Source organism: Mesorhizobium sp. CAU 1741 (assembly GCF_039839275.1).
Classification (GTDB): Bacteria; Pseudomonadota; Alphaproteobacteria; order Rhizobiales; family Rhizobiaceae; genus Aerobium.
In genome coordinates this window covers 649,746-662,266 of record NZ_JBDOQP010000002.1, presented here as the reverse complement: position 1 = coordinate 662,266, position 12,521 = coordinate 649,746, and the positions used below count along the sequence as shown (strand labels likewise).

Below are 12,521 nucleotides of genomic sequence, written 5' to 3'. Positions count from 1 at the left end.
TTAACCGTAATTTGACGATTGGGACCTCAATGTCCGGCTTACTTGCCGAGTACGAGGTTTCGACGAATGGCTCCATCCCGTGTGATAATTCTGGGCGTCGCCGTGGTAACGGCGATCGGTGCCGGCTATGTCGCCAAGCGGATGTCGACGCCGCCGCCGCCGGTCGTGATCGACAATCGCGCCAGCGAGCCGGCGATCAGGCTCGAGGAAGTGCTTGTCCTCGACGGTGACGTGCCGATGGGCGCGGTCGTCGGCGATCAGCTCGCATGGCAGTCCTGGCCCTCCGACAACATCGCCGACGGTTTCATCACAAGGGAAAGCGATCCCACCGCGCTTGACGAACTCCAGGGCGCGATCGCCCGCGTGCCGATGTATGAGGGCGAGCCTCTGCGTCGCTTCAAGTTGATCGGCGAGGGCCAGAGCTTCATGTCCTCTATCCTGCCGGCCGGAAAACGCGCGGTCGCGACCCGTATCGCCGCCGACACGTCCGCGGGCGGCTTCATCCTGCCGAACGATTTCGTCGACGTGATCATGACCCGGCGGTCGACCACCGATGGCGGTGGCGGCGCGGCCGACGGTTTCGTGACGGAGACCATCCTCAAGAACATCCGCGTGCTGGCGATCGACCAGGCGATACAGGAAGACGAGGAAGGGCGCCGCGTCCGCGTCGGCGACACCGCGACGCTGGAACTGACGCCGCAGCAAGCGGAAATCATCACGGTCGCTCAGCAGATGGCCGACCGTCTCACACTGGCGCTTCGGGCTGTCGTCGATACGCAGGAAGTTGTCGAAGATGAAGGTGACTACCTCGTTTCGGGGCAGGGCCGTCGTGGCACGGTGCGCATGATCAAGTCCGGGGAAGTCAGCGAAGTAGGGGCAGGCAAATGATCCAGAGGAACCACCAGCCGGCCGCCCGCCGCGCCGCCGTTTCGCTGGCGGCGATGATCGCCGTGGCGGCCATGGGCGTGGGCGCGACGCCGCTGATGACCAGCGAGGCGCATGCGCAGACCGCGCTCGTCGGAGCGCAGACCGCCACGCAGCGCGTCAAGCTCGGTCTCAACAAGTCGGTGGTCATCGACCTGCCGCGCGACGCCTACGATATTCTCGTCGCCAACCCGGCGGTCGCCGATGCGGTGACCCGCACGGCGCGCCGCATCTACCTCTTCGGCAAGCAGGTCGGCGAGACCAACATCTTCGTCTTCGGCCCCAATGGCGAGCAGATCGCCAGCCTCGACCTGCAGGTGGAGCGCGACGTCTCCGGCCTCGTCGACTATCTCAGGCGCTACCTGCCGAATGCCGACATCACCGCGGAGCTCATCAACGACAACGTCGTGCTGACGGGCACCGTGGAAACGCCGCTCGACGCCAAGCGGGCGCAGGAACTCGCCGAGATTTTCGTGTCTGGCGGTGAAGCGACGACCGGCCAGTATTCGCAGACCGCCGCCGGCGGCAGCGCGGCGGGCGGTGTCGACATCGACAATCCCGACCAGCAGCGCCGCACCAGCCGCATCGTCAACATGCTGCAGATCATCGGCGAGGACCAGGTCACGCTGAAAGTCACGGTGGCGGAAGTCAGCCGCTCCGTGATGAAGCAGCTCGGCGTGAACATGCTTGGCTCCGGCAGTGTCGACGGCATCACGTGGGGTGCGATCGGCGACAACTTCGCCGGCCTCGGCAAGCCGATGTCGCACAGCGGCGGCAGCATCTCGGGCTCGATGATCGACGCCTACTTCAATGCGATGGAACAGGCCGGCGTCATGAAGACGCTCGCCGAGCCGGCACTTACCGCGGTGTCGGGCGAGAAGGCCACCTTCCGCGTCGGCGGCGAGTTCAATCTCGTGACCGAGCAGAACGTGGAGGAAGAAGGCGGTACCGTCACCTATACCGTCGAGAAGCTCGACTACGGCATCGGCCTCGAGTTCATGCCGGTGGTGCTGTCGCCGGGCCGCATCAGCCTCAAGATCAGGACGCAGGTCTCGGAGCCGACCTCGGAAGGGTCCGTCGCGTTCTCCGGCGGCGTCAACATGCAGGGCATGAATGCGCTGTCCATCCGCAAGCGTCTCGCCGACACGACCGTCGAGCTCCCTTCGGGCGGCTCGATGATGATCGCCGGCCTCGTGCGCGACGACGTCCGCCAGGTCGCCAACGGCCTGCCGGGTCTGTCGAAGATACCGGTGCTCGGCACGCTCTTCCGCAGCAAGGCGTTCGAGCGCAACGAGACCGAGCTCGTCATCATCGTCACGCCATATCTTTCGCGTCCGACAGCACGTGCCGCGCTTTCCAAGCCCGACGACAATTTCAACCCTGCAAGCGATGGCGCCGGCATGTTCCTCGGCCGCGTCAACCGGGTCTACGGGGCCATGAAGACCGACCGGCCGGCCGGTCGCTACCATGGCGTCGTCGGCTTCATCTACAAGTGATCGGGACCACCTGCCATGTCTGACGCTCTGCTGAACATCGTCCCGCGCCTCTCGGTCGTCGCCGTCCTCGCCGCCGCTTTGATGGCCGGTTGCGCCAAGCGCGACAGCATCACCGTGGGCGCGATCCCGGACGATTACCGCACCAATCATCCGATCGTCATCTCCGAACGCGACAAGAAGATCGACATTCCCGTCGGCGCATCGGATACCGGCCTCTCGCGGGTCCAGCGCGTTGCCCTGGATGGGTTCGTCGCCAATTATGATCGCGCCGTCGGCCCGGTCGTCACGATGATGGTGCCCTACGGCTCCGCCAATCAGTCCGCGGCCTCGATCGTGGCGGCGGACATGGCCAAGCGCCTTCGCGCGGCCGGCGTTCCAGAGGGGCGCGTCCTCTATCAGCAATACGAGGCGGCCCGCTATGGCGACGCAGCTCCGATCCGGCTGATCTATGCCGAGATGGCTGCCTCTACCGGCCAGTGCGGCCGGTGGCCCGAAGACATGCTCGCCAACGCCGAAAACAAGCACTGGGCGAATTTCGGCTGTTCCTATCAGAACAACCTCGCCGCGCAGGTCGCCAACCCGGCCGATTTCCTCGGACCGCGCAAGCCGTCCGAGATCGACGCCGCGCGTCGCGGCATCTCGATCGACGATTATCGTGCCCGCGAGTCCATCTGGACTCCCGAAGTAGACATCAATTGGTAATGGGAACCGGGGCGACGACATGAGCAACCTTGCCTATGACGCGGCTGCGGACGTCGAATCCGCGACCGAAAGCGAAATCGCCGCACTGAGCGAACTGCGCCCGGTTCCGCGCATTTCGATCCAGGCCTTTTGCGAGACGGAAAGCGTCGCGAACCCGATCGAGCGGGTCGCCTCCGACCGGCGCATGGCCAAGGCCCATCTCAAGGTGCACATGGGCGGCATCGGCACGGCGATCGAGTTCTACCAGTCGGCCCAGACGCCCAACCTGATCATCGTCGAATCGCGCGAAGAGCCCAAACAGCTCATCGCCTCGCTGACGCAGCTTGCCGAAGTGTGCGACCCGTCGTCGAAGGTCGTGGTCGTGGGCCACTACAACGACGTCTGGCTCTATCGCGAACTGATCAAGTTCGGCATCTCCGAGTATGTGGTGGCGCCGATATCGATGGCCGACATCCTGTCGGTGATCTCCACCATCTTCGTCGATCCCGAAGCCGCGCCGATCGGCAAGTCGATCGCCTTCATCGGCGCCAAGGGCGGCGTCGGCTCGTCCACCATCGCCCACAACGTCGCCTGGTCGATGTCGACCCTGTTCAGTTCCGAAGTCGTGGTTGCCGATCTCGACCTCGCATTCGGAACAGCCAACATCAATTTCGACCAGGATCCAGCACAGGGCATCGCCGAAGCGGTGTTTTCGCCCGAGCGTATCGACGAGGTCTATCTCGACCGCCTGCTGGCGCAGTGCGCCGAACGGCTCTCCCTGCTGGCCGCGCCCTCGATGCTCGACCGCACCTACGATTTCGATGCCGAGGCCTTCACGCAGATCATCGACATCGCCCAGCGCACCGCGCCTCTCCTGGTGCTCGACGTGCCGCACATCTGGAACGGCTGGGCCAAGAGCGTCCTGACCCAGGCCGACGAGATCGTCATCACGGCGACGCCCGAGCTTGCCAATCTGCGCAACACCAAGAACCTCATCGATACGCTCCGGCGCCTGCGGCCCAACGATCCCGCGCCAAAGCTGGTGATCAACCAGGCGGGCGTCCCCAAGCGGCCGGAGATCAGCGCCGACGACTTCGCCGAGCCGCTCGACCTGGTCCCGATGGCGGTGATCCCGTTCGATCCGGCCCTGTTCGGCAACAGCGCCAACAATGGCCGCATGCTGGGCGAGATGGATGCACAGCATGCGGTGGTCAAGATCGTCGCGGAAATGGCGCACGTGCTGACCGGTCGATCTGAAGTGAAGTCGAGGAAGAAGCCGGGACTGGGTGACCTGCTCGGCCGGCTGAAGTTGAAGAAGTAGTTCCAGGAAGCGGATACACGCGCACATGTTTGGCAGAAGAGGCAGTGACAGCGGGCGTGGCGAGACGCCGGCCCCCCGTTCGCCCGGCCCATCCACGCCGGTGACGACCGCCGTGCCGCAGGCGCAGCCTGCTGCGCCCGGCATCGTGACCGAAACCGTTGCCCCGCCGGCGCCGAAGCGGACCATCGAGGCGCCACCGATCGCCCACGAGCCGCCGCGCCGCGCCGCCCGCGAACGCGGCGACAGCTACTACGACACCAAGAGCCAGGTCTTCTCGGCGCTGATCGACACCATCGATCTGTCGCAGCTCGCAAAGCTGGAGCCCGACGCGGCGCGCGAGGAAATCCGCGACATCGTCAACGACATCATCGCGATCAAGAACTTCGCGATGTCGATCTCCGAGCAGGAGGAACTGCTCGAGGACATATGCAACGACGTGCTAGGCTACGGCCCGCTGGAGCCGCTGCTGGCGCGCGACGACATCGCCGACATCATGGTCAACGGTGCCCGCAACGTCTACATCGAGGTCGGCGGCAAGGTCGAGCAGACCAACATCCGCTTCCGCGACAACCAGCAGCTTCTCAACATCTGCCAGCGCATCGTCAGCCAGGTCGGACGGCGTGTCGACGAATCCTCCCCGATCTGCGACGCGCGTCTTCCCGACGGTTCGCGCGTCAACGTCATCGCGCCGCCACTGTCCATCGACGGCGCCGCGTTGACCATCCGAAAGTTCAAGAAGGACAAGCTGACGCTCGACCAGCTCGTCAAGTTCGGCGCCATCACCCCGGAGGGGGCCGAGGTTCTCAAGATCATCGGCCGCGTCCGCTGCAACGTGGTCATTTCCGGCGGCACGGGCTCCGGCAAGACGACCCTGCTGAACTGCCTGACCAACTATATCGATCGCGAAGAGCGCATCATCACCTGCGAGGATTCGGCCGAGCTTCAGCTCCAGCAGCCTCATGTGGTCCGCCTCGAAACCCGTCCGCCGAACCTTGAAGGCGAGGGCGAGGTGACGATGCGCGATCTGGTGAAGAACTGCCTGCGCATGCGTCCCGAACGCATCGTCGTGGGTGAGGTGCGCGGACCCGAGGTCTTCGATCTCCTCCAGGCCATGAACACCGGTCACGACGGCTCGATGGGCACGATCCACTCCAACAGCCCGCGCGAGTGCCTCAACCGTATCGAATCCATGATCGCCATGGGCGGCTTTTCGCTGCCCCAGAAGACGGTTCGCGAAATCGTCGTCGGCTCGATCGACGTCATCATCCAGGCGGCCCGGCTTCGCGACGGCTCGCGTCGCATCACCCACATCACCGAGGTCATCGGAATGGAGGGCGACGTCATCATCACCCAGGACCTGGTCCTCTACAACATCAAGGGCGAGGATGCGCAGGGCCGCATCATCGGCGAGCATATCTCGACGGGTATCGGCCGTCCCTCTTTCTGGGACCGCGCCCGCTACTACGGCGAGGAGGCACGCCTCGCCACCGCCCTCGAGGCCATGGAAAAGCACACGCAATGATGCAGGCGACCGGCACCCGCGCGCGGAAGGATTAGGAAGAGCAGATGTTCGGGCTGGATACGACCCTGCTTGCCTTCATCGCCCTGGCGACCGTCAGCGTCGGCGCGCTCGCCTATGCATTCCTGTTTTCCTCGATCGAGAACGAGCGCAAGGCCGGCCGTCGGCTGGAGACGGTCAAGCGGGCCGAAACCGACCGTGCGGCGGTAAAGGCGTCGCGCGACCGCGTCGCTGAAGTCGCCAAACGCCGCAAGTCCGTGCAGGATTCACTCAAGGACCTTGAGAACAAGCAGAAATCGCGCGACGACAAGGTCGCCAAGCCGCCTCTCAAAGTGCAGATCCGGCAGGCCGGCCTGGACCTCAGCCTTGAGCGTTTCTACGTCTATTCGGTCATTTGCGGCGTCGTCGTCGCAGGGCTCGTCCTGTTTATCGGTGCGCCGCTTCTTGTTGCGCTCGGCGCGCTCGTCGCGGGCGCGCTGGGTCTGCCGCGCTGGTACGTTTCGTTCCGCCGCGCGCGCCGTGTGAAGGCGTTCCTGGAGGAGTTCCCGAACTCGCTCGACGTTATCATTCGCGCGGTCAGATCTGGCCTCCCGCTCAATGATGCCGTGCGGCTCATCGCCTCGGAAGCGCCCGAACCCATCAAGTCCGAGTTCCGCCGTGTCGTCGAGGGCCAGCAGCTCGGCCTGTCGCTGCCTGAATCTGTGCTGCGCATGCCCGAAACCATGCCGTGTGCCGAGGCCGGCTTCTTCGGCATCGTCATCCAGATCCAGAGCCAGGCCGGCGGCAACCTGTCCGAGGCCCTTGGCAACCTGTCCAAGGTGCTGCGCGACCGCAAGAAGATGAAGGCAAAGATTCAGGCGCTGTCGATGGAAGCGAAGGCATCCGCCGTGATCATTGGCGCGCTTCCCTTCATCGTGGCGTTTCTCGTCTACCTGTCGAGCCCGACCTACATCATGCCGCTCTTCACGCATCCGACAGGCCACCTCATCCTCATCTTCTCGGGCATCTGGATGTCGATGGGCATCTTCGTGATGCGCAAGATGATGAACTTCGACATCTAGGAACGGAAGGCTATCGCGATGATCGAGCAGATCACGAGGTCCATACTCGATCCGAGCTTCATGCTTGCGCTGGTGGTCGCGGTTGCCGTTTTCGTCACGATGTTCACCGCATTGCCGGCTCTCGGCGGCAGCCCGCTCAAGGCGCGGATGAAGACCGTCGCGCTGGAGCGCGACGAGCTCCGCGCCAAGCAGCGTGCGCGGCTTGCCGCGGAGGCCGATCGGCGGCGTCGCGGTTTGCGCGAGGAACAGTCGGTAGGCATGCGGCGCGTCGTCGACCGGCTTGACCTCAAGCGCGCGCTTGCCGACGAGGCGACGGTTGCCAAGCTCAAGGTCGCCGGCTTCCGCGGCCAGAACCCGCTGACGCGGTTCCTCTTCTTCCGCCTCGTGCTGCCATTTGTCGGGTTTGCGCTAGGTCTCGTCTACATCGTCTTCCTCAACGGTCTGGCGGAGCAGCCGTGGGCGATCAAGCTTTTCGTCTGTGTGGTGCTGGCCTATGCGGGCTTCTATGCGCCCGTGCTGTACGTTTCCAATCGCGCCACGAAGCGCAAGGAGTCGATCCAGCGTGCGTGGCCCGACGCGCTGGACCTGATGCTGATCTGCGTCGAGTCGGGCATGTCGGTCGAAGCGGCCTTCCGGCGCGTGGCCGACGAGATCGGCGCCCAGTCGGTCGCATTGGCCGAGGAATTCGTCCTCACCAATGCCGAGCTATCCTTTTTGCAGGAACGCAAGCAGGCATACGAGAATCTGGCCGCCCGCACCGGCCTCGATACGGTCAAGAGCGTGACGCAGGCCCTGACCCAGGCTGAACGCTATGGCACGCCCGTGGCCCACGCGTTGCGCGTGCTGGCATCGGAAAGCCGCGACATGCGCATGAACGAGGCCGAGAAGAAGGCGGCCGCCCTGCCGCCCAAGCTCACCGTCCCCATGATCCTGTTCTTCCTGCCGGTGCTGTTCGCCGTCATCCTCGGGCCAGCCGGCATCCAGGTGTCCGAACGCGGCATCTTCCCGAGCTGAGACGTGTCGCGTCTCCGCACCCGCTCTCATTCTTAAATTGCTGATTGGCGAAATCTTCCACGCCAGCCTCCTTCTCCCCGTTCACGGGGAGAAGTGCCCGGCAGGGCGATGAGGGGCAGCGCCCTGCCGCGAGGATCAGACCGCCTCGGGCGTCGTCCCGCTAGGCCGCCTCGGCGCCTTCCTTGGTGTCTTCACGGCCGGTCGCCCGGACACGCCGCCGTTCGCTGGAGCGCCCCTGCACGATGCGAACGCGCTTGACGCGTCGCGGATCGGCGTCGAGAACGTGGAATTCGAAGCCGGGAATGGCCTGAACCACCTCGCCGCGCGCGGGCACGCGACCCAGCGCGTTGAAGATCAGCCCGCCGATCGTATCGACATACTCGGTATGTTCCTCGGCCGAGAATGCCTTTCCGATAATCTCCGCGACGTCGTCGATTTCCGCCTTGGCATCGACCACGAAGATGCCGTCGCCGGTCTGCGTGATCATCGGCTCTTCGTCCTCGTCGTGCTCGTCCTCGATGTCGCCTACGACCATCTCGACGATGTCTTCCAGCGAGACGAGGCCGTCGGTGCCGCCATACTCGTCGATGACGAGCGCCATCTGGATGCGCGCCGCCTGCATGCGGGTCATCAGGTCCGAGGCGTGCATGGACGGCGGCACGAACAGCACGGGCCGCACGATGCCGAGGCTACCGACGGTCTTCGTCAGGTCGACATTCGAAAGGTCGAGCGGCGTGCCTGCTGGCGGCTTCTTCGTACTGCGTCCGCGCTTCTGCTTGGCCGCGCTGGTGATGTATCCGACGACATCGCGGATATGGACCATGCCACGCGGGTCGTCGAGATTCTCGTGATAGACGGGCATGCGCGAGCGCCCGGATTCTTCGAAAATTGCCAACAATTCGCCCAGCGGCGTCGACAGGTCGATCGCTTCGATGTCGGTGCGCGGTACCATCACGTCCTCGACGCGCAGTTCGCGCAGCCTGAGGATGTTGTTGAGCATCGCGCGTTCAGCCGGCGAAAACGACGTCGCATCGTCGTCGGAGCGCCGTTCAGCCAGCGCGTCCGCCAGGTCTTCACGCAGATTCGAGCCGTTTCTCGGACGGAACCGCGCCGTCAGACGCTCGAAGAATGTTGGTTTGGAGCCGGATCGCCCGGCGGATATACTTTGGGGATCGCCCGACTGGTCGGAACCCTGCTCGTCACTTTGCTCTGCAAAGGCGGCCGTCTGTGTGTGCTCGTTCATCGTCTCGTCAAAGTTGGACTAGTCCAGTTATCCGTATGGATCGGAAATGGCAAGCCTCGCCAGTGCACGGCGTTCGATTGCCTCCATCTCCTCGGCGTCTTCATCCGTCTCGTGATCGTATCCTAACAGATGCAGAAGACCATGCACGACAAGATGGGTGAGATGGTGTTCGAACTGCTTTTCTTCCAGTGTCGCCTCGGAGGAAATTGTCTCCTCGGCCAGCACGATGTCGCCGAGCATTGGCGGCAGCGGGTCGCCGGGCGCCACGTCGAAGGCGGGAAAGGACAGCACGTTGGTCGCCTTGTCCTTGCTGCGCCACGCAAGGTTGAGTGCCTGGATGTGCGGATCGTCGGTAAACACCAGGCTGAGTTCCGGTCCGCTGTCCGTCCCGATCCCGAGTTCGGCAAAGGCGGCGTCAGCTGCGGCGGCAGCAATCGACTGCAACGTCTCTTCTTCGGGCCAATCGCCTGCTTCCACCGAGATGTCGATGTCGAGCATGGACGCTATTTCGTTCCGTACATGCGATCTCCCGCGTCACCCAGGCCGGGCACGATATAGCCCTTTTCATTCAGCCTATCGTCGATCGAGGCGGTGAATACGGGAACGTCCGGATGGGTTGTGGTGAAGCGCTCGATGCCCTCGGGCGCGGCCAGCAGGCAGAGGAACCGGATGTTCGTCGCGCCGCGCTCCTTCAGCTTGTCGATCGCCATGATCGCCGAATTGGCGGTCGCAAGCATGGGATCGACCACGATGATCAACCGGTCGGCCAGGTCGCTCGGGGCCTTGAAGAAATATTCCACCGCCTGCAGCGTCTCGTGGTCGCGGTAGAGCCCGATATGGGCGACACGCGCCGCCGGCACCAGGTCCAGCATGCCGTCGAGCAGCCCGTTGCCGGCGCGCAGCACGGAGGCAAACACCAGCTTCTTGCCTTCCAGCGTCGGCGCTTCCATCGGCATCAGCGGCGTTTCGATGGTGCGGGTCGTCAGGTCGAGGTCGCGTGTCACCTCATAGCACAGCAGCAGCGATATCTCGCGCAGCAGCCGCCGGAACCCGGCCGTCGAGGTCTCCTTGTCCCGCATGATTGTGAGCTTGTGCTGGACAAGCGGATGGTCGACGACGGTGACGCCCTTCATGGTCTTTCCTAGCTCCGGAACCCTGTTGCCGGCAATCTTAGCGGCACAAGCGGCGGGGAGATACCGCCGCCCGCTGCGCAATCACAATTTTGTGGGATCGCTCATTCGGCGATGCGGGGACGTCCAGCGGCAGTGGCGCTCACGGTCGCCTCGATGAACGAACGCTGGCCCTCCACGGTCGCGGCCCGCACGTCGCGATCCACCATGATCTGCGCTTCGTCCGCGCCCGCTTCTGCGGCACGTCGCGCAATCAGCGTCCCGACCATGCGTTCCGCCTCGGCAAATGCCGCGTCCTCGTTTCGAAAATCGGCGATGCCGAGCGTCGAGGAGACGCGAAAGAGGCCTTCCTGCGGCTGTGTGACCTGCGCCTGCGCGGTGACGCGAACCTGCCCCACGACCGCGCCAAGCGCATTGGCGACGTCGGTGTCAGCGGGCACGACACAGGCATTGCCGACAAGCCCGTCGAGCGCGGCGTAGTGGAGCGGCGCTGACGCGCCGAGCCCGATCACGGGACGGTCGAGCGACACCGAAAGCCGCGCGATGCCGCCACCGCCATCCACCGCCCGCTGGACAAGCGCATGCGCGACGGTCGGCGCCCCCTCGAGCCCGTCTTCGGCGAACGCCGTCTCCAGGATCACTTCGGCCGAGCGTCGCGTCAGGGCCCGCAGCACGCGCCGCGAGATTGCCGCGCCGTCGGCTGCGATCGGCTGGCCCCGCCCGTCGCGCCGTCGTGCGAAAAGTGTTGCGGCAAGTCCGGCCGCCTCAGCGTTCCAGTTGTCCTGCAGCCCCATTACGTGGGCCGCGTCGGATGGCGTGAAGCCGATGACATGGACGAGCCCGCGCGACACCAGCCTGTTCAGTGTCGCCGCCTGTGCGGTGGACCCAAGCAACTGATCCAGGGCCACCGGTGTTGGAGTGACGCTCGAAAACAGCTTCTGTTCGGCAGCCGAGAGACCGGCGGCGAGGTGGTCGGGCACTCCGGTCCGCACTGCGAAGCGCCCGTCGAGCCGGCCGGGATTGCCGCCTCTCGCCTGTCGCGCCAGAACTCCGATGATCGCCTCTGCGTGGGTGCTTGCGGCAAGCGAGACCGGCACCAGCCGCCTGGGGCCGAGCAGGATCCGCGGCGTCAGCCCGCCGTCTTCGAGCGTGACCTCGGAATCGCCTCCAAGCCCGAAGGTGCGCATCGCCACGGCCTCCACCATCGTGCGGAAGCCGCCGACCGTGGCACCCTCCGGGTCGAGCCTCGGGCGCCCCTTGTCGAGCACCGCGACGTCGGTGGTGGTTCCGCCGATGTCCGAGATCACGGCATCGTCCAGCCCGGTCATGTGGCGGGCGCCGACGAGGCTGGCCGCTGGTCCTGACAGGATCGTCTCGATCGGCCGTCGCCGTGCGAATGCCGCCGAGACCAGCGCGCCGTCGCCGCGCACCACCATCAGCGGCGCTGCAATGCCGCGTTCGGCCAGAAATCCCTCGGTCGCCGCGACCAGCCGGTCGATCATCGAGATCAGCCGCGCGTTGAGCAGCGTCGTCAGCGCGCGGCGCGGACCGCCGAGCTTGGCAGAAAGCTCGTGGCTCGCCGTCACCGGCAGGCCGGTGCGCTCGCGGATCAGCGCCGTGGCAGCCAGCTCGTGCGCCGCGTTGCGGACCGCGAAATAGGCGCACACGGCAAATCCCGAGACGGAGCCCGCCAGTTCCGGCAGGGCCTGCTCCAGCGCATGAAGGTCGAGTGCCGCGGCGTTCCCGTGTACGTCGTGGCCTCCCGGCAGGAACAGCACCGGATCGGACCCAAGTGCTGTGCGCAGCCCGTCTCGATCCAGGTCCGTCTCCGAAAAGCCGATCATCACCAGCGCCACGCGCCCGCCCTGTCCTTCGACCAGGGCGTTGGTGGCCAGCGTCGTCGACATCGAGACAAGCTTGACCTGCGCCGGGGCGACGCCGGCTTTTTCGAGCACCGCGTCAACCGCGCCAGAAATCCCGACGGCCAGGTCATGACGGGTGGTCAGCGCCTTCGCCTTGGCGACGACCCCTGTGGCATCCGACCACAGGACCGCATCGGTATAGGTGCCGCCGGTGTCGATGCCGAGGAAAAGCGGGAGTTTGGTGGCAGGCATGGGACGCTGTTTCTGCTG

At 65.1% G+C, this 12,521-nt stretch carries 11 protein-coding genes; 7 read left to right on the top strand and 4 right to left on the bottom strand.

What is annotated here, in order from left to right; all coding sequences use genetic code 11:
* The first annotated feature begins 66 nt into the window (after positions 1–66).
* From cpaB to AAFN84_RS09945, 7 genes are read left to right on the top strand one after another with little or no spacing between them, the layout of a single operon-like run.
* Positions 67–888, top strand: a complete 822-nt coding sequence (gene cpaB, locus AAFN84_RS09975; protein WP_347514401.1) for a Flp pilus assembly protein CpaB — start codon at positions 67–69, stop codon at positions 886–888.
* Positions 889–941: 53 nt separating this feature from the next.
* Positions 942–2,420, top strand: coding sequence for a type II and III secretion system protein family protein (locus tag AAFN84_RS09970; protein ID WP_347515099.1), 1,479 nt, complete (start codon positions 942–944; stop codon positions 2,418–2,420).
* Between the two features lie 15 nt (positions 2,421–2,435).
* Positions 2,436–3,122, top strand: a complete 687-nt coding sequence (locus AAFN84_RS09965) for a CpaD family pilus assembly protein (protein WP_347514400.1) — start codon at positions 2,436–2,438, stop codon at positions 3,120–3,122.
* Positions 3,123–3,141: 19 nt separating this feature from the next.
* The gene (locus AAFN84_RS09960) at positions 3,142–4,422 is read left to right on the top strand and encodes a CpaE family protein (RefSeq protein WP_347514399.1); all 1,281 of its coding nucleotides are present in this window, start codon (positions 3,142–3,144) and stop codon (positions 4,420–4,422) included.
* Positions 4,423–4,447: 25 nt separating this feature from the next.
* The gene (locus AAFN84_RS09955; RefSeq protein ID WP_347514398.1) at positions 4,448–5,944 is read left to right on the top strand and encodes an ATPase, T2SS/T4P/T4SS family; all 1,497 of its coding nucleotides are present in this window, start codon (positions 4,448–4,450) and stop codon (positions 5,942–5,944) included.
* 44 nt (positions 5,945–5,988) lie between these two features.
* Complete coding sequence (locus AAFN84_RS09950) at positions 5,989–7,002, top strand: type II secretion system F family protein (RefSeq protein WP_347514397.1); 1,014 nt, start codon at positions 5,989–5,991, stop codon at positions 7,000–7,002.
* 18 nt (positions 7,003–7,020) lie between these two features.
* Positions 7,021–8,016, top strand: a complete 996-nt coding sequence (locus AAFN84_RS09945; protein WP_347514396.1) for a type II secretion system F family protein — start codon at positions 7,021–7,023, stop codon at positions 8,014–8,016.
* Positions 8,017–8,176: 160 nt separating this feature from the next.
* On the opposite strand, the gene AAFN84_RS09940 is transcribed toward AAFN84_RS09945, so the two are convergent.
* From AAFN84_RS09940 to AAFN84_RS09925, 4 genes are all read right to left on the bottom strand, one after another.
* Complete coding sequence (locus tag AAFN84_RS09940; RefSeq protein ID WP_347514395.1) at positions 8,177–9,259, bottom strand: hemolysin family protein; 1,083 nt, start codon at positions 9,257–9,259, stop codon at positions 8,177–8,179.
* A gap of 27 nt (positions 9,260–9,286) precedes the next feature.
* The gene (gene ybeY / locus AAFN84_RS09935; protein WP_347514394.1) at positions 9,287–9,757 is read right to left on the bottom strand and encodes an rRNA maturation RNase YbeY; all 471 of its coding nucleotides are present in this window, start codon (positions 9,755–9,757) and stop codon (positions 9,287–9,289) included.
* 5 nt (positions 9,758–9,762) lie between these two features.
* Positions 9,763–10,392, bottom strand: a complete 630-nt coding sequence (upp, locus tag AAFN84_RS09930) for a uracil phosphoribosyltransferase (protein ID WP_347514393.1) — start codon at positions 10,390–10,392, stop codon at positions 9,763–9,765.
* A 101-nt stretch (positions 10,393–10,493) separates the two neighbouring features.
* The gene (locus AAFN84_RS09925; RefSeq protein ID WP_347514392.1) at positions 10,494–12,503 is read right to left on the bottom strand and encodes a hydantoinase/oxoprolinase family protein; all 2,010 of its coding nucleotides are present in this window, start codon (positions 12,501–12,503) and stop codon (positions 10,494–10,496) included.
* Between the last annotated feature and the right edge of the window lie 18 nt (positions 12,504–12,521).

Bases quoted from the DNA above. Each gene is read 5' to 3' on its own strand.
- cpaB (WP_347514401.1), top strand. From the start codon at position 67: ATGGCTCCATCCCGTGTGATAATTCTGGGCGTCGCCGTGGTAACGGCG.
- AAFN84_RS09970 (WP_347515099.1), top strand. From the start codon at position 942: ATGATCGCCGTGGCGGCCATGGGCGTGGGCGCGACGCCGCTGATGACC.
- AAFN84_RS09965 (WP_347514400.1), top strand. From the start codon at position 2,436: ATGTCTGACGCTCTGCTGAACATCGTCCCGCGCCTCTCGGTCGTCGCC.
- AAFN84_RS09960 (WP_347514399.1), top strand. From the start codon at position 3,142: ATGAGCAACCTTGCCTATGACGCGGCTGCGGACGTCGAATCCGCGACC.
- AAFN84_RS09955 (WP_347514398.1), top strand. From the start codon at position 4,448: ATGTTTGGCAGAAGAGGCAGTGACAGCGGGCGTGGCGAGACGCCGGCC.
- AAFN84_RS09950 (WP_347514397.1), top strand. From the start codon at position 5,989: ATGTTCGGGCTGGATACGACCCTGCTTGCCTTCATCGCCCTGGCGACC.
- AAFN84_RS09945 (WP_347514396.1), top strand. From the start codon at position 7,021: ATGATCGAGCAGATCACGAGGTCCATACTCGATCCGAGCTTCATGCTT.
- AAFN84_RS09940 (WP_347514395.1), bottom strand. From the start codon at position 9,259: ATGAACGAGCACACACAGACGGCCGCCTTTGCAGAGCAAAGTGACGAG.
- ybeY (WP_347514394.1), bottom strand. From the start codon at position 9,757: ATGCTCGACATCGACATCTCGGTGGAAGCAGGCGATTGGCCCGAAGAA.
- upp (WP_347514393.1), bottom strand. From the start codon at position 10,392: ATGAAGGGCGTCACCGTCGTCGACCATCCGCTTGTCCAGCACAAGCTC.
- AAFN84_RS09925 (WP_347514392.1), bottom strand. From the start codon at position 12,503: ATGCCTGCCACCAAACTCCCGCTTTTCCTCGGCATCGACACCGGCGGC.